At 60.7% G+C, this 19,182-nt stretch carries 16 protein-coding genes; 5 read left to right on the top strand and 11 right to left on the bottom strand.

What is annotated here, in order from left to right; genetic code table 11:
* Positions 1–16: 16 nt before the first annotated feature.
* Complete coding sequence (locus CCGE531_RS23445; RefSeq protein WP_245459258.1) at positions 17–1,204, bottom strand: AraC family transcriptional regulator; 1,188 nt, start codon at positions 1,202–1,204, stop codon at positions 17–19.
* Positions 1,205–1,293: 89 nt separating this feature from the next.
* Entirely contained in the window at positions 1,294–1,440 is a 147-nt protein-coding gene (locus tag CCGE531_RS34375) for a hypothetical protein (protein WP_162943984.1), read from the bottom strand.
* Positions 1,441–1,878: 438 nt separating this feature from the next.
* On the opposite strand from CCGE531_RS34375, the gene CCGE531_RS23440 reads away from it, so the two are divergent.
* A complete protein-coding gene (locus CCGE531_RS23440; protein WP_120668248.1) occupies positions 1,879–2,916 on the top strand; it encodes a dipeptidase in 1,038 nt (345 codons plus the stop codon).
* 70 nt (positions 2,917–2,986) lie between these two features.
* Here CCGE531_RS23440 and CCGE531_RS23435 read toward each other — a convergent pair whose 3' ends face one another.
* From CCGE531_RS23435 to CCGE531_RS23415, 5 genes are read right to left on the bottom strand one after another with little or no spacing between them, the layout of a single operon-like run.
* Positions 2,987–4,384 carry an LLM class flavin-dependent oxidoreductase gene (locus CCGE531_RS23435; RefSeq protein ID WP_120668246.1) on the bottom strand — a complete coding sequence of 466 codons (1,398 nt, stop codon included), beginning with the start codon at positions 4,382–4,384 and terminating at the stop codon, positions 2,987–2,989.
* A gap of 38 nt (positions 4,385–4,422) precedes the next feature.
* Entirely contained in the window at positions 4,423–5,400 is a 978-nt protein-coding gene (locus CCGE531_RS23430; RefSeq protein ID WP_120668244.1) for an ABC transporter permease, read from the bottom strand.
* A gap of 3 nt (positions 5,401–5,403) precedes the next feature.
* Entirely contained in the window at positions 5,404–6,423 is a 1,020-nt protein-coding gene (locus CCGE531_RS23425; RefSeq protein WP_120668242.1) for an ABC transporter permease, read from the bottom strand.
* Entirely contained in the window at positions 6,413–7,963 is a 1,551-nt protein-coding gene (locus tag CCGE531_RS23420; RefSeq protein ID WP_120669353.1) for a sugar ABC transporter ATP-binding protein, read from the bottom strand. Before CCGE531_RS23420 ends, CCGE531_RS23425 begins: the two co-directional genes overlap by 11 nt.
* Positions 7,964–8,022: 59 nt before the next feature.
* Positions 8,023–9,027, bottom strand: a complete 1,005-nt coding sequence (locus CCGE531_RS23415) for a sugar ABC transporter substrate-binding protein (RefSeq protein WP_120668240.1) — start codon at positions 9,025–9,027, stop codon at positions 8,023–8,025.
* A 430-nt stretch (positions 9,028–9,457) separates the two neighbouring features.
* On the opposite strand from CCGE531_RS23415, the gene CCGE531_RS23410 reads away from it, so the two are divergent.
* Both CCGE531_RS23410 and CCGE531_RS23405 read left to right on the top strand, forming a co-directional pair.
* Complete coding sequence (locus tag CCGE531_RS23410) at positions 9,458–10,501, top strand: substrate-binding domain-containing protein (RefSeq protein WP_120668238.1); 1,044 nt, start codon at positions 9,458–9,460, stop codon at positions 10,499–10,501.
* A 72-nt stretch (positions 10,502–10,573) separates the two neighbouring features.
* Entirely contained in the window at positions 10,574–11,779 is a 1,206-nt protein-coding gene (locus CCGE531_RS23405; protein WP_120668236.1) for an acyl-CoA dehydrogenase family protein, read from the top strand.
* A 67-nt stretch (positions 11,780–11,846) separates the two neighbouring features.
* Here CCGE531_RS23405 and CCGE531_RS23400 read toward each other — a convergent pair whose 3' ends face one another.
* The 4 genes from CCGE531_RS23400 to bla all read right to left on the bottom strand — a co-directional run bounded on the left by CCGE531_RS23400 (position 11,847) and on the right by bla (position 16,476).
* Positions 11,847–13,064 (bottom strand): SfnB family sulfur acquisition oxidoreductase, encoded by a 1,218-nt coding sequence (locus tag CCGE531_RS23400; RefSeq protein WP_120668234.1) that lies wholly within the window; start codon positions 13,062–13,064, stop codon positions 11,847–11,849.
* A gap of 387 nt (positions 13,065–13,451) precedes the next feature.
* Complete coding sequence (locus CCGE531_RS23395) at positions 13,452–13,772, bottom strand: hypothetical protein (RefSeq protein ID WP_245459255.1); 321 nt, start codon at positions 13,770–13,772, stop codon at positions 13,452–13,454.
* 590 nt (positions 13,773–14,362) lie between these two features.
* Complete coding sequence (gene ampC / locus CCGE531_RS23385) at positions 14,363–15,544, bottom strand: class C beta-lactamase (RefSeq protein WP_162944023.1); 1,182 nt, start codon at positions 15,542–15,544, stop codon at positions 14,363–14,365.
* Between the two features lie 41 nt (positions 15,545–15,585).
* The gene (bla, locus tag CCGE531_RS23380) at positions 15,586–16,476 is read right to left on the bottom strand and encodes a class A beta-lactamase (protein ID WP_120668227.1); all 891 of its coding nucleotides are present in this window, start codon (positions 16,474–16,476) and stop codon (positions 15,586–15,588) included.
* Between the two features lie 170 nt (positions 16,477–16,646).
* Between bla and CCGE531_RS23375 the strand changes: the two genes are divergently transcribed.
* Positions 16,647–17,525 (top strand): LysR family transcriptional regulator, encoded by an 879-nt coding sequence (locus tag CCGE531_RS23375; RefSeq protein ID WP_120668225.1) that lies wholly within the window; start codon positions 16,647–16,649, stop codon positions 17,523–17,525.
* A gap of 343 nt (positions 17,526–17,868) precedes the next feature.
* Positions 17,869–19,065, top strand: a complete 1,197-nt coding sequence (cml, locus tag CCGE531_RS23370) for a CmlA/FloR family chloramphenicol efflux MFS transporter (protein WP_120668223.1) — start codon at positions 17,869–17,871, stop codon at positions 19,063–19,065.
* Positions 19,066–19,182: the final 117 nt, after the last annotated feature.

Genomic DNA, 19,182 nt, shown 5'->3' with positions numbered 1-19,182 from the left:
ATCAAATCGATCGTCTCTAATGATAGTAGCCGAGGGTCCTTAGCCATTCTTCGAAGGAATGGGTGCTGCCGGGCGATGCCGGCGAGGCGACTTGCCCAAGATAGCGCGGAATGGTGAGGTTTCTTGCCTCGCGAGGGCTGTAGCCGAATTCCTTGCTGAACGCCCGGCTGAAGTGTGCTGCCGACGAAAACCCGACGCTAAAGGCGATATCGAGGATCTGCTCCCGGTTGGCCGGATCGCTGAGCGCGGCATGGGCCGACAAGAGACGGCGTCGCTGGATATAATGATGCACGCCGCCATATTGCTCGAAGATTTGGTAAAGCCTGGTGCGGGATATGCCGAGCTGCCGGCATATCTGGTCCACCGTCAGATCGCCTGCGGCAAGATTGCTTTCGACGAACCGCCGCACGCGCTCCGTCACCGCGAGGGTGTTATGTTGTTCGACGCCCGTCGATTGCGCCGCCGACGTCGAAACGGAAGCCACGATCATGTTGCGCACCGTCTGGACGACATGCGGCAGATCCGTGACCGCAAAGCGAGGAAGATTGTCAGTGATGCTGTCGAGATATTCGATCAGCATATCGGTGAAGATCCCGGAAAGGGCGATGTTGTTTTCGATCTCGACTGGGGCGGGAACCTCGAACAGCAATGCTCGCGGCAGAAAGAGCGAGAGGGTCTTCGCGGCGGTCGATCGCCCTCGAAATGGTTGTCCGAGAGAGCGCAATTCTATCTTGCCCGGCTCACCTTCCAACACACGCCCGTCGACCTCCGTCCACGTCCGGCCATCGCGCAGCACCGAAATATGCCAATGATCGACGAGGTTGGCTTTTACCTTCGCCTGTGAGCGCATGAAGCTGTGAGGGGGCGTATCCTGCTGGGTGATAAGCATGCCACCAAGATTCCAGGCCATGTGGTCTGCAGGAAAGCCGGTCTCCTGCGGGACATTATCCGGCAGCCGGATGTCGGCCAGCGGCGCGATATAGGCCTGCCACGCGGCAAATTGCGCCGCCGGTTCGAGCGCGCGCGTGGAAAACTGCAGCGGCTGCAGGGCCGGTGGCGGCAAAGTTTCTTCGGCGGCTGCCTTTTCCGGTCGCGGAAAGCGTCGCCGGTCTGACGGCTGGGGCCTTCTGTCCTCGCGCCAAGACCGATCCTTCGCCTCGACGGACGCAGATGCGGATTGTTCTTCGCGCCGCAAATCAGACAATCCGGTCTCCTCGAATACCGTCAGGATAAAACATGGCGTCGCCTTTCAAATGGCCGCTCATGATGTCGGCGGATAGATGGTCGCCTGTTTCAATGGGAATAAGGTCCAAAGCCTGCTTCGGGCTGTCTTTTCTCCAGCGAAACGACATGTTGCACCTTGCCGCATCCTTCGTTACCTGATGACGCCAAACCTTTCATTTGCAGCGCGTTTTCAAAAAGGCAAGCCTTGCGGGTCATCAACGTCATATTCGCGTGGCAATTGTTCTAAACCATGACATCAGGCCGCGTTGATTTGTATCGCGCCGGTACACACATGGAGCGATTTCAGGATGGCGGGCCGATCGAGGTCCGCGCAAGAGCCGACTGCGGCCGCGCAATGGGCGCCTCCGCAAATCTGGTCTGAAATTATTCGGGATTTGTTGTGCCTTCGGGCTGCGCTGCAGACTAATGTCATGCCGGTATTCGCCTGAAGGCGTTGCCGTCTTTTGGTGTTAGCTCTATGCCACATATGGCGAGGCTTGGCGCGGCCCGGTCTCCATCATATCTTCGTGGAGCTTCAACGGTGTGTCTTGCGAGCAGCGGATTCCGTTTTTCGCGGAGCCTATGCGTAGTTTGCATTTGCCCATCCAGCCAAGTTTGCCTACGCAGATATCAACTGCAGTTTTGGAATGAGACATGACCGAATCCTCGATTATCCCCGTCTTTGATGGCCACAACGACGTGCTGCTTCGGCTGCGCCGCGGCGGCTTGAATTCCGTCAACGCTTTCCTGAATGGCGAAGCTGCCGGGCATATCGATCTGCCCCGCGCTCGCCGTGGCGGCCTCGCAGGCGGGCTCTGTGCCATATTCATCCCGTCGCCGGATCAGCCGAAGTCCGAGAACGCCGATTTTGCCACACCTGCCCAGCCCGACGCGCTGAACGAAACCCTGGCCATGGCGCGGCTTCTCCTTGCGATCGAGGCCCGGTCCGAGGGTGCCGTGAAGGTTTGCCGTTCGGCCGCCGATATCAAGCGGGCGATCGCCGAAGGCCAATTCGCCGCCGTTTTCCATATCGAGGGCGCGGAAGCGGTTGCGGCCGATCTCGATGCCCTTTACGTCCTGCATCAGGCTGGCCTGCGCACGCTCGGACCTGTCTGGAGCCGCCCGAACGTCTTTGCCCATGGCGTGCCTTTCCGCTTTCCCTCGACGCCGGATATCGGCCCCGGCCTCACCGATGCCGGCAAGGATCTGATCCGCGCCTGCAACGAGCTCAGGATCATGATCGATCTCTCGCACATGAACGAGCAGGGATTCTGGGATATTGCGAAATTGTCGAATGCGCCGCTGGTCGCCTCGCATTCCAATGCGCATGCGCTTTCCCCGCATAGCCGCAACCTGACCGACAGGCAGCTCGACGCGATCCGCGATACCGGCGGTCTGGTCGGGATCAATTTCGGCGTGCTATTCCTGCGCGACGACGGTGTAAGGAACACGGATACGCCGCTCGACATCCTCGTTCGCCACGTTGCCTACATTGCCGAACGGATCGGCATAGAGCACGTCGCGCTCGGTTCCGATTTCGACGGCACGACCATTCCGGCGGCGCTTGGCGATGCCAGCGGCTTGCCGAAGCTGATCGACGCCTTGCGCGCGCATGGGTTCGATGAGCAGGCGCTTGCAAAGATCGCCCATCAGAACTGGGTTCGCGTTCTCGAGCAGACCTGGGGCGGCTGAGACCAGACGTCCTCGTTTCTGCCCAAGGCAGCACAAGTGGCCAAAAGCTGGCGGAGCCTTTGCCTGGAGCCTATCCGACGCGTCTCGAAAGGGCGGCGGCTTCGCCGAGATTGCGATAGCCGGTCGCGGGATGCGGTGCCGCGAGCCTTGGGCTGTTGCCGTCGAGCTTCTCGCGCAGGGTGCCTGCGCGATATTCGGTCTTGTAGACGCCGCGCTTTTGCAATTCCGGCACCAGAAGATCGACGGCATCCTCGAAGCTCTCGGGAGTGACGGCATAGGCCAGATTGAAGCCGTCGACATCGGTATCCGCGACCCATTCCTCCATCAGATCCGCAACGGTTTGCGGCGACCCGACAAAGACCGGGCCGAAGCCGCCGATGCCGACCCAGTCAGCCATTTCACGCGCCGTCCACTCCTTGCCCGGATCGATCGTGGTGAAGGTCTCGACGGCTGATTGCACGGCGTTGGTATGGCGATGACGAAGCACCTCGTCGGGGGCGAACTGGCCGAAATCGATGCCGGTCCAGCCGGAGATCAAGGCCTGCGCGCCTTCGAGCGAAATATATTGGCGATATTCGTCGAACTTGCGTTGCGCCTCGGCATCGGTCTCGCCAAGGATGACGGTCTGGAGATTGAAGGCGAGGATTTCACGCGGGTTGCGACCGACGCGCTCGGCCGCCTCGCGAACATTGGCGACATAACGCTTCAGGACCGCCTTCGAAGGTGCTGCCACGAAAATGCATTCGGCATGGGCACCGGCGAAATCCTTGCCGCGGCTGGAAGCACCCGCCTGGTAAAGCACCGGGGTGCGCTGCGGCGACGGCTCGCACAGATGAATGCCGGGAACGTTGAAATGCTTGCCGGAATGGCGGATCGGGTGCACCTTTTCCGGCCGCGTGAAAATGCCCGCTTCGCGATCGCGAACGACGGCGTCATCTTCCCAGCTGCCTTCCCAGAGCTTGTAGCAGACTTCGAGATATTCCTCGGCCAGCGCATAGCGGTCGTCATGCTGCGTTTGGGTCGACTGGCCGATATTCAGCGCGCCGCTGTTCAAATAGGAGGTGACGATGTTCCAGCCGACGCGCCCCTTCGTCAGGTGATCGAGTGTGGAGATGCGCCGGGCAAACGTATAGGGATGCTCGAAGGAGAGCGAAGCGGTGAGCCCGAAGCCGAGATGTTCGGTCTCATAGGCCATTGTCGGGATGAGCTGCAGCGGATCGTTGACCGGCACCTGCGCCGAATGGCGCAATGCGGCATCGACATTGCCGTTCAGCACATCATAGACCCCGAGCACGTCGGCAATGAAGAGGCCGTCGAACTTGCCGCGCTCCAGCGTCTTTGCCAGATGAACCCAATAATCGAGATCCTTATAGGTCCAGGATTTGTCGCGCGGATGGCGCCACAGGCCCGGTGACTGGTGTCCGACGCAGTTCATGTCGAAGGCATTGAGCCTGATTTGGCGTGTCATCTTGCTATTTTCCTGCGATTGTATCGTTCGGCCGGCGCTCAGGCGCCGACGGCTTTCTTGTTGACGAAGCTGAAGGCGAGCACGACGAAGATCAGAAGGCCGGTGCCGACCTGCTGCCAATAGAAGTTAAGGCCCGTCAGCAGCAGGCCGTTGGCGACGATGCTCAAGAGCAGAACGCCAAGCACCGTGCCGGCGACATTCGGGCGCCCCAGTGGCGAAAACGTCGTGCCGATGAAGGTGGCGCCGATGGCGTTCAGCATGAAGCCGTTGCCGGAGGAGGGGATATAGACGGTGACCGTCGCCGTCAGGATCAGCCCGGCAAAGGCGGCAATCGTGCTCGCAAGAATGAAGGTCACGGCCACATGCTTTGCCAGTCCGATGCCCGAATAGCGCACCGTGCGCGGCTGGATGCCGATGGCAAGCACGACGCGGCCGAAGCGCATGCGTGCAAACAGCAGTGCCGCACCCGCGATGATCACCGCGGCGATCAGAGGCGGCACCGGCAGGCCGGCAACTGTCCCATGCCCGATAAAGCGGAAAGCTGCGGGCACGCCTGATGGAGGCAGATAGACCGGATTTCCGCCATCCGTGAGCAGCTGCTGAATGCTGCGGCCAATGAACAGCGTTCCGAGCGTTGCCAGGAATGGTGATACGCCGATTGCCGAAATCAGGATGGCATTGACGACGCCGACCAGGGCTCCCGCGCCAAGGCCTGCCAGGGCCGCCAGCGGCACGGGCAGGCCCGCAAGGATACCGGAAACGAAGGCGAAGCTTGCGAAATCGACCGCCGTTCCTACAGAAAGATCGATGCCGCCGGCGGCAACGGCGAAGGTCATGGCGACCGAGACGATGGCCAGCAGCGTGAAATTGTTGACGAGAATGCTCTGCAGATTGCCGACGCTCAGGAATGTCGGCGCCACGGTCGAAAACAATGAGAAGACGAGGACAAGAGCGATAATGAGCCCATAACGGGCGAGGCCGGCGAATGATCGTGTCGGGGCAATGGCAGCGGTCATGGCTTAGACCTCCCGTTTGCGCAGCAGTGTCGTGGCGGAGACCACGATGAGGATCAGCAGGCCCTGAACGCCGCTGACCAGCGTGCTCGGCAGGTTGAGGAGCTGGAAACCGTTGATCAGGAAGCCGACGAACAGTGTCGAGATCAGCGTGCCGCCGATGGTCGGCACGAGCCGGCGGGAGAAGACCGAGCCGAGCAATGCGGTGACGACGACGGGAAGCAGCATTTCGCCGGAGCCGGTGGTGCTGCCGCTGAGATAGGCGACGGACAGGATGCCGGCGACGCCACCGCAGAAGCCGCTGGCAACGAAGGCTCCCGCGACCAGGCTCTTCAACGGCAAGCCGGCAGCGCGTGCGGCCTCCGGAAATTCGCCGACGGCATAGAGCCTGAGGCCGAGTGGGGTGAATTGCACGATCGCCGTGACGATGATGGTAAAGCCGATCAGCACATAGGCGAGGATCGGGATGCCGAAGCCGTCCGAAGATGACAGAACGGTCAGGAGGTCAGTCGAGGCGGGAAGCACCGTGTTCTGCGTCAGCACCAGCTCCAGCCCGGCGACGACATTCATCACGGCAAGGGTCGCCAGCAACGGCACGATACCGGCAAAAACGATCGCCAGCGCATTGACGGCGCCGATCGCCAGACCGGTGGCCAGCGCACCCACTGCAGCGACCGCATCGCTGAAGCCGAGTTGGATAAGGGTTGCGTAGACCGCGGCGCTCAGCCCCATATTAGCGGCAAGCGAGAGGTCTATGCCGCCCGTGACGACATTGGAGCCGCCGGCGATGAGCACGATCGTCAGGCCGATGGCGAGGACGCCCGAAATGGCCGATTGTCCAAGCACGTTGCCGATATTGCCGACCGTCAGGAAATAGGGCGCGGTCAGCGCGAAAATCACCAGGATAGCTGCGAAGGCAAGCAGCGAACCGAACCGCAAGGCCGCAGCCGCAAGCTTGCCGCCTGTTGGCAGAGTATGCGCTGTCGGACGCTCGGGGAGGGAGGCAAACTGAACATCAGCCGACATGGCGCAATCCTTCCAGGGCGCCGGTCGATGCCGACAGCACTTCGTCCGTTGTGGTCTGAGAGGAGATCAGTTCGCGCGTGACGCGGCCGCGAAACAATACGAGAATCCTGTCGGTAATGCCCACAAGCTCCTGCAGGTCCGAAGACAGCACGATCACACCGGCACCTCGCGCGGCAAGCTCGCCGATGAGCGAATAGATTTCGACTTTCGAGCCGATGTCGACGCCGACGGTCGGCTCATCAAGCAGATAGATCTCCGACCGGCGGCTCAGCCATTTGGCGATCGCCACCTTCTGCTGGTTGCCGCCCGAGAGCGTGCCGACCAGCGCCTCGCGCCCGGCCGTCTTGATCTGCAGCCGCTTGATCAGCTCGTCGGTATCGTCGTTTTCCCGCTTGCGATTGAGAAAGCCGAAGCGCGTGTAGCGGCCAAGGCTCGACAGTGTGATGTTTTCGCGGACGCTGAGCTCCAGCCCCACGCCATGGCCGCGCCGATCCTCCGGCACCAGCGCTATCTGGCGATCGACGGCTTCAACCGGATTGCGTGGCTTCAAGCCGCGCGCATCGATATCGATCGTTCCGCTCGTCGCCGTCTGCAGCCCGAACAGGGTCCGCACGAGATCCTTTGCTCCCGAGCCGAGCAGCCCCGTAATGCCGAGGATTTCGCCGCGATGCAGCGAGAGGCTGACGTCATGGAACCGGCCCGTTGCCGAGAGGTTTTTGACCTTGACGATTTCCTTGCCCAGTTCGATTTTCCGTTTGGGAAACATGTCGGCAATATCGCGCTCGATCATCAGACTGGCGATCCGACCGGCCGAGATTCCGCCCTTTGTCAGACAAGCGACGTCGACACCGTTGCGCAGAACGGTAACATCGTCGCACAAGGCCTCGATTTCGTTGAGATAATGCGAGATGTAGACAATGGTCACGCCTTCGCTGCGCAGACGTCGGATGAGGCGGAACAGGATCTCTGCCTCCTGCCGCACCAGCGCCGCAGTCGGCTCGTCAAAGACGAGGATTTTCGGCTTATGCAGCAGCGCGCGAGTGATCTGGACGATTTGCCGCTCCGCGGTCGAAAGCTCGCTGATGAGCGCATTCTTCGGCAGGTCGACGCCGAAATAATTGGCGAGCAGCTCGTCGGCGCGGCGTTGCATGGTGCTGCGATCCAGGAAAGGCGTCTTGCCGAGCCGAATTTCCCGCCCGAGAAAAAGCGATTCTCCGACGGTAAAGGTCGGGACCAGCAGCCGATCCTGGTGGATGAAGTGAATGCCGAGTCCTTCGCACAGATGCGGCGTCAGGCGATCATAGACCCGGCCCTCGATCTCGATGCGGCCCTCGTCCTGGGTGTGCAGGCCGGCCAGGAGCTTGATCAGCGTGGATTTGCCGGCGCCGTTCTGCCCGACAAGTCCGTGCACGGTGCCGCGCCTGATGACAAGCGATGCGCCGGCCAGCGCCTGCGCGCCGCCGAAGCGCTTAACGATGCTATCGAAACGCAGGATATGCTGTGTATTGTCTACCGTGGTCGCCTGCTCGGCTGTGGTCATGAAAGAGGCCCTTTTGCCGTGTGGGCGATGCGGCGCGATCCGCATCGCCTGTTTGCAGATCAACCGATACCGAGCGTCTTGATCACGTCGGCGACATTGCGCTTGTTTGCGAGCAGCGCGGGCACGTAGGTCTCGCGCGGCAGCGTCTGTCCCGACAGCAGCTTGGCGACATTGCGGATTGCGGTGCGGCCGATTTCCGCCGGCTGCTGGGCTGCATCGGCGCCTGCGGGCGAATTGGGGTCGGCAACAAGCTGCAGCACTTCCGGGCTACCGTCGACGCCGTATGTGCGGATCTCGGTGCGGCCGGCGGCGGCGAGAGCCTGCGTGGCCCCCAGCTGCGGAATGTCCCAGGCCGACCAGATCGCCTTGATCGAACCCTTCTCCGGATATTTGTTGAGGATCGCGGTGATCTGGGTAAAGGCGTCCTGAACCGTGTTCGGGATGACGTCTCGAAGCTCCGGCTGAATGATCTTCACCTTCGGGAAGTATTTGACGACGTTGACGAGCTGGTCATAGCGGATCGCGCAGGGCGTCACGCCGTAAAAGCCGTTGAAGACGACGATATTGCCTTCGCCGCCGATGTCAGAGACGAGCTGCAGCGCCAGGTCCTTGCCGATGCCCCAATTGTCCGACGTGGTGTTATTCAGCGAGTTGGTCGAGCCGACGTCGACGGTCAAAACGGGAATTCCGGCGTCGCGGGCCTTTTTCAGCCAGGGATCGATGACGCTCAATGTGCCGAGGATCTGGACGATCGCGTCCGGCTTCTGCGCGATCAGCGTCTGCAGTTGGGACACCAGCTTGCCGTCATTGCGGCCGGCATCGACGGCGATCGGCGTGCCGCCGAGCCGCTTCACCTCGTCGATTTGCGCGTTGTAGGCCTGCAGGTCGAAATAGTGGTCGGTACCGGTCGCGCTGATGGCGATGCGCTTGCCTTTCAACGACAATGCGTCGTCGGCGGCAGCAGTTTTCGACAGGATGCTCGAAGCCGCGAGCGCGGTCCCGGCAACTGCCGTCCATTTCAAAATATCCCGACGTCCGAGGCCGGTCGTTTGTCCCTTGGTCATGAAAGCACCTCTCCAGCAATTCAATAAATGCCAATAGAATATAAAATAGGTAGATTTAAATGACTTAGGGGAGAAACGTTTTTCCAAAACTGGAGCGGCTAGGGAAATTTCCGTGATCCGCCTTTCCAATGTACAGATCGGGTTTCCGCCAAGCCTGCGACGACCGACGGCGTTATGCTCGTATTTCGAGGTGGCGGTTTATGGCAACCACTGCCACCTCATATCTCGGATTGTGCGGCGGGTTCGCTCGATCTCCCAGGCAAGCCCTTGCCGTCAAGCCTTCTCTCGACGAACAAAGAATCTCCGAAGGCAGGCAAAATCGGACGATTTAATCTACTAAAAAGATAGATATTATATCTAATAATTGCACGCGTCGCAGGGTCATCGTTCCGTCAGACGACGCTTTCGGTTGATCGTGAGGATCGCGACGATGAAATTTATCACACGGCTTACCCTGTCGGCCGTTGCCCCTCTTCTTCTGACGCAGGCGGCACTGGCCGCCGGGGTTAATGGCGCGCCCGCGCCCTTCGACAAAGGCGGCGTGAAGGTTGCTCTGGTCAGCTATATCTCCGCCGGCGACTTCTTCCAGGCCTATCAAGCCGGTGCTGAAGCACAGGCGAAGGCGCTCGATATCGACCTGCGCGTTTTTCCGGGCCGTCAGGATGCCGCTGCCCAGCGCGAGCAGATCCTCCAGGCGATCAATCTCGGCGTCTCCGCTATCGTCATCGACCATGGCTTGCCGGAATCGCTCGGTGATGTCGTGCAGCAGGCGCTCGACAAGGGCATCAAGGTCGTCGCCTTCGATGTCAATCTCAACAATCCGAAGATCCCGCAGGTCGAACAGAGCGACCACGAACTTGCCGATCTCGCTCTGAAGCAGGTCGTCAAGGATAATGGCGCCAGCTTCAAGGCAGGCTATGTCTATGTTGCCGGCTTCGCACCGCTCGATCGCCGCAACGAGGTCTGGGACACGTTCAAGAAACAGAATGCGGGTGTCGTCGAAAAGGCCCGCTTCGGCAATGTCAGCGATACGACGGCGACCTCGACCGCCGATCAGGCAAAGGCGGTGCTGACGGCCAATCCCGATATCACCGTTGTCTTCGCTCCTTATGACGAATTCGCACGCGGCGTGAAGCTTGCCGCCACGGATCTCGGCATCACGGACAAGCTGAAGATCTATTCGGCTGATGTGTCGACCGCCGACATTCAGGAGATCACCGAGCCTGGCAGCCCATGGGTCGCAACGGTGGCGACCAATCCGGCCGTGGTCGGCGCCATCTCCATCCGTGCCGCGGCTTTGCAGGTGGCGGGGCAGGAGGTTCCGCATCAGATCACCGTCAAGCCGACGCTGCTGACTCAGGAAGGGCTTCGCGCGGCCGGCGTCAGGACGATCGAGGAACTGGCGCAGAAAGTTCCCGCCTTCAGCACAAGCGACGCGGTGACCGCGAGCTGGATACCGGACAAGCTTTTCTAAGCTGCCGACTTCGATCTGCCGGCGGGATCTTGTGATCCCACCGGTTTACGTCACTGAACCGGAGTTCACATCATGAGCCAGTCCAACGTCGTCTTTGCGAGCAATCGGAACGCCACGCGCGAGGACCTCTTTGCCCGAGCGGAAGAGATTGCCGCCGATCTTTCGAAGCGTGCCGCAGAACTAGACCGTGAGGGACGGCCGCCGCTCGGCGAAATCGTCAAGCTGAAGAATGCGGGGCTGCTGAACGCCCTGTACGCGCAGCAGATCGGCGGCGGTGGTCTCGACTGGGTGGATGGATTGCGGCTGGTGCGCATTCTTGCGCGCGGTGAAAGCTCCATCGGTCAGCTTCTCGGCTATCACTACGTCAACAGCCAATATGTCTACTGGGCCTTCGACGAGGCGCGTGCGCAGGAGCTCGGTGGAAAGACGGTTGCCAACAGCCTCTATTGGGGTGCCGCCGTCAATCCGCGCGATCCGGGCCTTGTGCTGACGCGCCGCGGCAACGGCTATGTCCTGAACGGCCGCAAGTCCTTCTCCACGGCCGCTCGCGTGTCCGACTATATCAATGCCAACGCCGCGCTCGATGACAGGATCGTCGGCTTTGCCGTTCCGACCAACCGGGCCGGTTACAAGGCCAATGATGACTGGGACAATTTCGGCCAGCGTCTCTCCGACAGCGGCAGCGTCGAATTCCACGATTTTCCCGTGTACGAGGAGGATCTGGACAGGGCGGCATCGTTGGGCGGCGAAGCCCCGGTGCTGGCGACATTCAACACCCCGCTCATTCAGCTTGTTTTCGTGAATTTCTATCTCGGCACGGCCGAGGGCGCATTGCGCGAGGCGGTCGATTATGTCCGCACCACGACGCGGCCCTGGATCACCTCCGGCGTTGAGCGTGCATCGGACGATCCCTATATTCTCGAGCGTGTCGGCGAATTCACCGCTGCGCTCAAGGCCTCCGCAGCGTTGGCCGACAGTGCCGCGGCAGCGGTCCAGGAAGCTCTAGCCAAGGGGTATAAGGCGACGGCGCGGGAGCGCGGCGAGGCGGCGGCCGAAGCCTATGCGGCGAAGGTGCATGCGACCCACGTTTCGCTTGATATCACCTCACGCGTCTTCGAGTTGACCGGCGCGCGTTCGACCGCGGAGAAATATCGTTTCGACCGTTACTGGCGCAATGTTCGGACCCATACCTTGCACGATCCGGTCTTCTACAAGGCCAAGGAAGTCGGTGAATTCGTGCTGAACGATCGGATTCCCGAGGTCAGCCTTTACAGCTGATCCGATGTCATCGAACGGAAAAAGCCCCGTCCTAACATCTGCAACGGGGCTTTTGCTTGTGCTTTTATCAGAGCGCGCCGTTCTTCGGCGGAATGACGTCGTTGAGATGGTAGTTGCCGACGACGTGATATTTCCAGCGAACGGGATCATGGAGCGTATGCGTACGGGCATTGCGCCAGTGCCGGTCAAGATTGAGGTCGAGCTTGACCGATGCCGTTCCAGCAAGCTCGAACAGCGTATTCGTCGCCTCGATGGCGATTTCCGTCGTCAGTACCTTGGCGGCAGCGACGGCCAGCGTCGCCTCGACCACTCTCTTTTCGGTCGTCTCGACCTGCGCGGCATCGACCTTGCGGCCGGCGCGCTCGATGGTCGCGGTTGCAGCTTCGAGCCGGATGGCGATCTGGCCGACCTTGGCGATCGTCAGCGGATCGTCGCTTGCGCGCTCGACGCCGCTATCCGTCCAGGGGCGCGATCTGGTCTGCACGAAGTCAAGCGTTTCGGCAAAGGCGGCCCGGGCAATGCCGAGATCGACGCCGGCATGGATGATCTGTCCGACCGCCCCGATCGTCGTTGGCCGTTCGAAACCCTTGTGATGAAGGACCACATGATCGGCATTCACATAGACATTGTCCAGAACCGTGGTGCCGCTGCCTGTGGTGCGCTGCCCAAAGCCATCCCAATCGTCGATGATTTCGATGCCTTCCGTGCCCTTCGGCACGAAAGCCATGACCAGCTTGTCGGCTTCATCCAGCGCGAAGACGGTGACCCAATCGGCAAAGAGAACGCCGGTTGAATAGAACTTGCGGCCGTTGATGCGATAGCCGGGACCATCCCGGGTGATGCGGGTCTCATAGTGCCCAACCGTTTTCGTGCCGCGCTCGGAGAGGGCGTTGCCGAAGCGATCGCCGGCTAATGCGCGACCGAAGAAATAGCGCTTCTGATCTTCAGAGCCGTCGATGCGCAGGGCTTCGAGGATGTAGAAATGATTCTGCGGTATCTGCCCGATCGAGCCGTCGGCTTGAGCGAGGATCGCGGTGATCTCCGCGAGCGTGGCATTCGAAACGTCAAGGCCGCCATATTCCTCGGGGACGGTGATCGCCAGCAGGCCGGATAGTGCCAGTGCGTCCATTTCCGCAAAGGGGAGCAACCTCTCGCTGTCGCGCTCCGAGGCTGTGGCGGCAAAACGTTGAGCCAGTTCCTGCGCGACGGCCAGCGCCTGTTGCTCAGTCTCCAGCAAGGCGGCCTCGGGGTGCTTGGCGTTGATATGGTGCAATTGCGCGTTCATGGGCAGGCTCCGATTTCATTCGGCGCCACGATGCCGCATTCGAAGCGGGGGTTCGAGAAAAGCCATTTCGTTTTTAAGGATGCCGTCGCGTCTTCATTCCTTTCTCTATAGAATTAATGGTCAATTGCTGCCTGAAGCTGTATCCGCATTGATAAGCATCCATGGTCTCACCCAGCTATCGATGCCCGGTTCGCCGATCTTCACAGCATCCGGCCGGCGTCGATCAGTTGTCGCGCCGCAACAAAAGCCGGTCACGGACGAGGATAGCGCCGCGTCCTAGCAGCCGGCCTTGCCGATTGGATCGGCATTCGATGCTGTGTGGGTTTTGCGTTCTGCCGAGGCAGATAAAGGACGTACCGGCCATGGGCGGCCGGTACGCAGTTCACTTTAGGAGGCCAGACGACGCAAAGGCTGAGCGGAAATAGGCTTGGCGGGAACCCGCAGAGGGCGCTTCGCGGCGACGGGCAACTTCCGTGCCGTGCTGGTTTTCGCTGCCCCAAGCCAGCGAAGAATAGCGTCGAAGCCGGGTTGGGCCGCGCGCTTCAGTTCTGGGCTCATTTCCTCGTCCATGCCGCAGAGAGAGGCGATTTCCTGCCAGTCGACGCGGCCTGCCCGAAGAGGAGGGCGCGACTGGAAAACGATCAGGCCAATCATGAAGCCTTTGATATTCTCGAAGCTACGCGGCTGAAGCAGCGGCTTGAGCCGCATATCGCAGAAATCCGAAATCTTGCGCTGGAAAACGTCAGAGGCAGAGCTTTTCTTTATGGGCATTATTCATTCCTTGCAGGCGACATCATCCAAAGGTCGGGGTGTGGCCCGCTAAAGCACGGAAGTTAAGGAAGCGCAAACAACCGACCGATTGGCCGCTTTCAATTCTACGATGCGCCGACATTTGGCAAGTGGCAGATCGGTCACGCTTCGGTCAAACCTGCCGCCGGTCAGGGAGCGGTAGCGGAAGGTGGGCGCTTTGCCGGGGAGCCGATAAAATCATGAAAAAACTGTAACTTGCCTCCCACGCCGCTGAGAGGGATATTTTGCTTGCGCCGGATATATGAGGTGAAAGACATGTCAGTCTTAGAAATGTTGGTCAGACGCCGGATGCAGGAAGAATATGTAAAGGGTACATCGCCAGAGCGCATTACCCGCCTCCTGCAGGAATTCTTCAACGGGGCAGAGGCCTCCAAGGCAGATGCTGTCTCGCGACGGTCTTCTGGCAATCCATAAAATGATCAGGCCGGCCTTGATGCTTTTCCGAGGGCCGGCCGTTTGTCGAAGCAGACTAATCCTTCAGCCGCTTTCTACTGTGCCGCGTTCGATCCCGACAGGCTTTCGACCGCGGTCAAGATCTTGTAGGCCGCGGAAATGCGGGCCGGGATCGGAAAATTCCTGTTTGCCAAGAGGACGATGCCGACCTGCCGGGCGGGAATGAAGGCCGCATAGGCGCCAAAGCCGTTCGTCGAGCCCGTCTTGTTGACCAGCACATCCTTGCGTGGCGGTTGCGGCGGATCGAGCCGGGTGACCTTATGCGGGTCGAGCGCCAAGTCGGACGAGTTGCCGGCAAGCAAGCGGGCAAGCGTCGTCGGATAGGCATAGATTTCCCAACCAAGCCCCTGCGTCATGTTGCCGACGGTGTAATAGCCGACATGCGTCGCTTCGACTGCCCGCTGAAATGTTCCGTCGAGCTTCGAGGCATCCATATTGGCCTCGAGAACGGCAAGCATATCGGACGCCGTGGTCTTGATGCCATAGGCGGGCGTATCCAGAACGCCGGGTCCCACGCGGACCGGCTTGCCCTTTTTCGAATAGCCATAGGCATAGTTGCCCATCTCGGCGGCTGGAACGTGGACATAGGTGTGCTTGAGCCCGAAGCCGGCAAGAATCTTGTCCTGCATCAGCGTATCGAACGGCTGGCCCATAGCGCGCGCGGCCAGGTAGCCGAACAGGCCGATGCTGGGGTTGGAATACTGCCGGTACGCGCCGGGCGCAAAGGACGGATGCCAGTTGCGATAATAGTCAACCATCCCCTCATTGCTGACGCTGTCGGGAAATTGCAGGGGCAGGCCGCCGGCCGCGTATGTACCGAGATCGAGAAGGCTGATCTTGTCGAAAGCCGTGCCTGCCAGCTCGGGCATGTATTTCGTCGCCTTGTCGGAGAAAGACAGCTTCCCGCTGACTTCGGCGTAGGAGCCAAGCGTCGCCGCAAAGGTCTTGCTGATGGAGCCGAGCTCGAAGATCGTATCGTTCGTCACCTTCTGGCCGCTTTCCTTCGAGGCGACACCGTAGTTGAAGACGTAGCGCTTGCCCTTGACGGTGACGGCGATTGCCATGCCCGGCACGTCGTTTTCCTTCATGAGCGGGCGGACGGTCTCGTTGACGGCCCGCTCCAGGCGAGCTTGGTCAATGTCTTCGGCATGGGCGCCTGCGCCATAGAGGAGGCAGGAGCTGATTATTCCGAGTTTCGGCAGCGAAATGGCACGTATATTCAAGATGATATCCCCAAGTTGATGGATGAAGGGCGATCTCAGATCGCCGCGGCGATGCGACCGATTTCGGCGATGATTGCGTTGCGTTCGTTCGCTGCGATCGACGGTATTTCGCAATAGGCCGTCACGAGGATCGGCGCGCGGTTCGACGGCCACAATACCGCAATGTCGTTGGCATTGCCGGCCCTGTCACCGTTTGTGCCGGTCTTGTCGCCCACCAGCCAATCCTTCGGGACGCCGGCGCGCAGGCGGGCGTCCCCCGTCTTGTTGGTGATCAGCCATGCGGCCAATTGCGATCGCGAGGCCGCCGAAAGCACATCGGTAAACAGAAGCCGCCGCAGGTTTTCCAGCATTGCGATGGCCGTGGTCGTGTCGCGCTGGTCGTCCGGCGTGTCGTGGTAATTCAATGCCGGCTCTATGCGATCGAGGCGGGTCATCTCGTCGCCGAGGCTTCGGCAGAAGGCGGTGAGCGCCTTGGGGCCGCCGAAGCTCGCAAGCAGCAGATTCGCTGCCGTGTTGTCGCTGAGCGTGACGGCTGCAGCGCAAAGTTCTGCCACCGTCATGCCGTCGCCTACGTGCAACTTGGTTGCTGGCGAGCCGCCGATGATGTCGCCTTCCGAGTAACGAATGCGCCGGTCGAGCTTTTCCTCGCCTTTGTCGACGCGTGTCAGCACTAGGGCCGCCGCCAGCGCCTTGAAGGTGCTGCACATCAGGATGCGTTCGCCGGCACGGTGCTCGATGCGCTTGCCGCTCGCCATATCAAGAATGCCGACACAAATGCGGCCCGGGTGCTTGCTCTCGAGCACTGCAAGCTGCGCGTCACCCGAATTATCGTCTGCAGTGCGTCCAACCGCGCTTAGCCCTGCCAGAACAGGCAGCGCAAGCAAACCGCCGGCAAGGCTTTGCCGGCGTGACAATAAGATCGTCATCTCGTTTCCACTTCGATTGATATTGAGCAAAAAGCTGCGTCTCAGGCCCCGTGGACGTCATTGGAACCCTGCAAATCACCTTGCGAAGCGGACTATGGCGCTGCTTCCTGCCCTAGACAAACGATCAATTATGGGCTTAGACATGAGAAAAACTTGGTCTTAGGACACAAATGGACATCTCACAGCTGCCGCTGAATGCGCTGCGCGTTTTCGAAGCCTCGGCGCGTCATTGCAGCTTCACGCGGGCGGGCCTGGAGCTACGCGTGACGCAGACGGCCATCAGCCATCAGGTCAAGGCACTGGAGGACGTGCTGGGGGTAACCCTTTTCAAGCGTTTGCCGCGCGGTCTTGCCCTGACCGACGAGGGGCACGCGCTGCTGCCCGTGCTGACCGATGCCTTTCGCCGCATGAGCGCCACGCTCAGCCAGCTGGAGGAAGGGAACTTTGCCGAAATCCTGACGATCGGCGTCGTCGGCACATTTGCCATCGGCTGGCTTTTGCCGCGCCTCGGCAGCTTCAAGGCGCAGCATCCGCATGTCGACCTGCGCCTGAAGACCAACAACAACCGCGCCGACATGGTGCTTGACGGGTTGGATTTCTTCCTGCGCTTTGGCGATGGTGCGTGGCACGGAACCGAGGCGATCCATCTGATGGACGCGCCACTGTCCCCGGTCTGCACGCCTGATATCGGCGAGCGATTGCGCACGCCGGCCGATCTTGCCGAGGTCGAGCTTTTGCGCTCCTACCGGATCGACGAATGGTCGCTCTGGTTCAGGGTTGCGGGCCTGCCGCCGCCGCATCTTCGCGGCTGGATGTTCGATTCGTCACTGACGCTGGTGGAGGCGGCTGCACGCGGCGTCGGCGTTGCGCTCGTGCCCGTTGCGATGTTCTCCCATGACATCCAGGCCGGGCGCATCATGCAGCCGTTCCAGATTACGGCGATGACCGGCAGCTACTGGCTGACGAGATTGAAATCGCGGGCGGAAACGGCATCGATGAAGGTGTTTCGCCAGTGGTTGCTGGCGGAAATCGAGGAGATGCCGGGATAGTGTGCGCCGGCGAAAATGCCCCAGGCCTGCGTTCGCGACCATTTCATCGGCAGCCTTCGAGGCGCCTGTGCAAGCAGTTAGGGCATGCGGCGTGATTGTCGCATCTTCATTCGTAGGTTGCGGTCGCATGCACCTTGCAACATCATTGTTCGAATTGACGGCATCTGCTAAAGGCTGGCCATCATCACCTATCTCGCCACGGAGCCATTGGCATGGGGACCCTAAAGTCAGCAGATAGATAAGCCGCAACAGCTTCTTGTTGTTGCGGCGCGCTGTTGAACTCATTCCAACTGGACCCCAGTGGCAGACGCCGCCCGATTTCTCTTTCGAGCGGAATTTTCTCATGTCTGACATACGCCCGTCCTGGGCTTACTCGCTGCCGGCGGCGCTGCTGCTGATGGCGCCCTTTGACATTCTCGCCTCGCTGGCGATGGATATCTATCTTCCCGTCGTTCCAGCGATGCCCGGCACTCTGAACACGACGCCTTCGATTATTCAGCTGACGCTGAGCCTCTATATGATCATGCTTGGCCTCGGGCAGGCCCTGTTCGGCCCGCTTTCGGATCGCATCGGCCGCCGTCCCGCGCTGCTTGCCGGGGCGATCCTGTTCGCTGCAGCCTCCCTCGGAGCGGCTGGCTCATCGACGGCGGCTGCCTTCGTCCTTTGCCGGCTGTTGCAGGCCATGGGTGCCTCGGCGGCATTGGTTGCAACCTTTGCCACCGTCCGGGATGTCTATGGCAATCGACCGGAACAGGCCATCATCTATGCCGCCTTCGGCTCGATCCTGTCCTTCGTGCCCGCACTCGGCCCGATAGCAGGTGCGATAATCGCCGATCGCTTCGGATGGCGTGCCATTTTCATGGTGCTGGCGCTTCTGGCCCTGGCTGCGACCGCCAACGCCATGGCAAGGTGGCATGAAACGCGGCCTACAGGTTCGAGCGGGCAACGTCGCTCCATCTGGCCGATCTTCAAAAGCCTGCCGTTCTGGACCTACACGCTGGCCTTCAGTGCGGGCATGGGCACGTTCTTCGTGTTCTTCTCGACGGCGCCCCGCGTGCTGATCAGCAGGGCCGGCTATTCGGAACTCGGCTTCAGCATGGCATTCGCAACGGTCGCGGTCGTGATGATCGCGGCGGCGCGCTTTGCCGGATTATTTGTCGAGAAATGGGGCGTTGCAGGCTGTGTCGCGCGGGGCATGGCACTGCTTCTTGTCGGCGCGGCTGGTCTGGCGCTCGGTCAGGTCTACGGCTCGCCGTCCTTTACAAGCTTCGTGTTGCCAATGTGGATCATGGCCCTTGGGATCGTCTTCACGGCATCGGTGACGGCGAACGGAGCGCTTGCGGAATTCGGCGATATCGCAGGATCGGCGGTGGCGTTCTACTTCTGCATCCAGAGCCTGATCGTGAGCGTCGTCGGAACGCTGGCGGTGACCGCATTGGGCGGCGACAGCGCATGGCCGCTGATGGGCTTTGCCACGCTCATGGCGTTGCTGGTGCTAGCAGCGCTTCATGTCTTGCGACGCCAAGATGCCGTAGCATGATCCGCAAGCCCGGCCTTTCGGCGGGGAATGTTTGAAAGCACTGCCCGCGAAAGTCGAATTTCGCGGGCAGTCGCGGCAGGTTTATACAATCCGGGCGCCAACGTTGACGCTGGGAAT

Origin of the sequence: Rhizobium sp. CCGE531 (assembly GCF_003627795.1) — a bacterium.
Taxonomy (GTDB): domain Bacteria; phylum Pseudomonadota; class Alphaproteobacteria; order Rhizobiales; family Rhizobiaceae; genus Rhizobium.
Note: the sequence above shows the minus strand (reverse complement) of the source record. Positions and strands in the feature narration are given on the sequence as shown.

Bases quoted from the DNA above. Each gene is read 5' to 3' on its own strand.
- CCGE531_RS23435 (WP_120668246.1), bottom strand. From the start codon at position 4,384: ATGACACGCCAAATCAGGCTCAATGCCTTCGACATGAACTGCGTCGGA.
- CCGE531_RS34375 (WP_162943984.1), bottom strand. From the start codon at position 1,440: ATGACCCGCAAGGCTTGCCTTTTTGAAAACGCGCTGCAAATGAAAGGT.
- CCGE531_RS23375 (WP_120668225.1), top strand. From the start codon at position 16,647: ATGGACATCTCACAGCTGCCGCTGAATGCGCTGCGCGTTTTCGAAGCC.
- CCGE531_RS23420 (WP_120669353.1), bottom strand. From the start codon at position 7,963: ATGACCACAGCCGAGCAGGCGACCACGGTAGACAATACACAGCATATC.
- CCGE531_RS23440 (WP_120668248.1), top strand. From the start codon at position 1,879: ATGACCGAATCCTCGATTATCCCCGTCTTTGATGGCCACAACGACGTG.
- bla (WP_120668227.1), bottom strand. From the start codon at position 16,476: ATGACGATCTTATTGTCACGCCGGCAAAGCCTTGCCGGCGGTTTGCTT.
- CCGE531_RS23405 (WP_120668236.1), top strand. From the start codon at position 10,574: ATGAGCCAGTCCAACGTCGTCTTTGCGAGCAATCGGAACGCCACGCGC.
- CCGE531_RS23430 (WP_120668244.1), bottom strand. From the start codon at position 5,400: ATGACCGCTGCCATTGCCCCGACACGATCATTCGCCGGCCTCGCCCGT.
- cml (WP_120668223.1), top strand. From the start codon at position 17,869: ATGTCTGACATACGCCCGTCCTGGGCTTACTCGCTGCCGGCGGCGCTG.
- CCGE531_RS23425 (WP_120668242.1), bottom strand. From the start codon at position 6,423: ATGTCGGCTGATGTTCAGTTTGCCTCCCTCCCCGAGCGTCCGACAGCG.
- CCGE531_RS23415 (WP_120668240.1), bottom strand. From the start codon at position 9,027: ATGACCAAGGGACAAACGACCGGCCTCGGACGTCGGGATATTTTGAAA.
- CCGE531_RS23395 (WP_245459255.1), bottom strand. From the start codon at position 13,772: ATGCGGCTCAAGCCGCTGCTTCAGCCGCGTAGCTTCGAGAATATCAAA.
- CCGE531_RS23410 (WP_120668238.1), top strand. From the start codon at position 9,458: ATGAAATTTATCACACGGCTTACCCTGTCGGCCGTTGCCCCTCTTCTT.
- CCGE531_RS23400 (WP_120668234.1), bottom strand. From the start codon at position 13,064: ATGAACGCGCAATTGCACCATATCAACGCCAAGCACCCCGAGGCCGCC.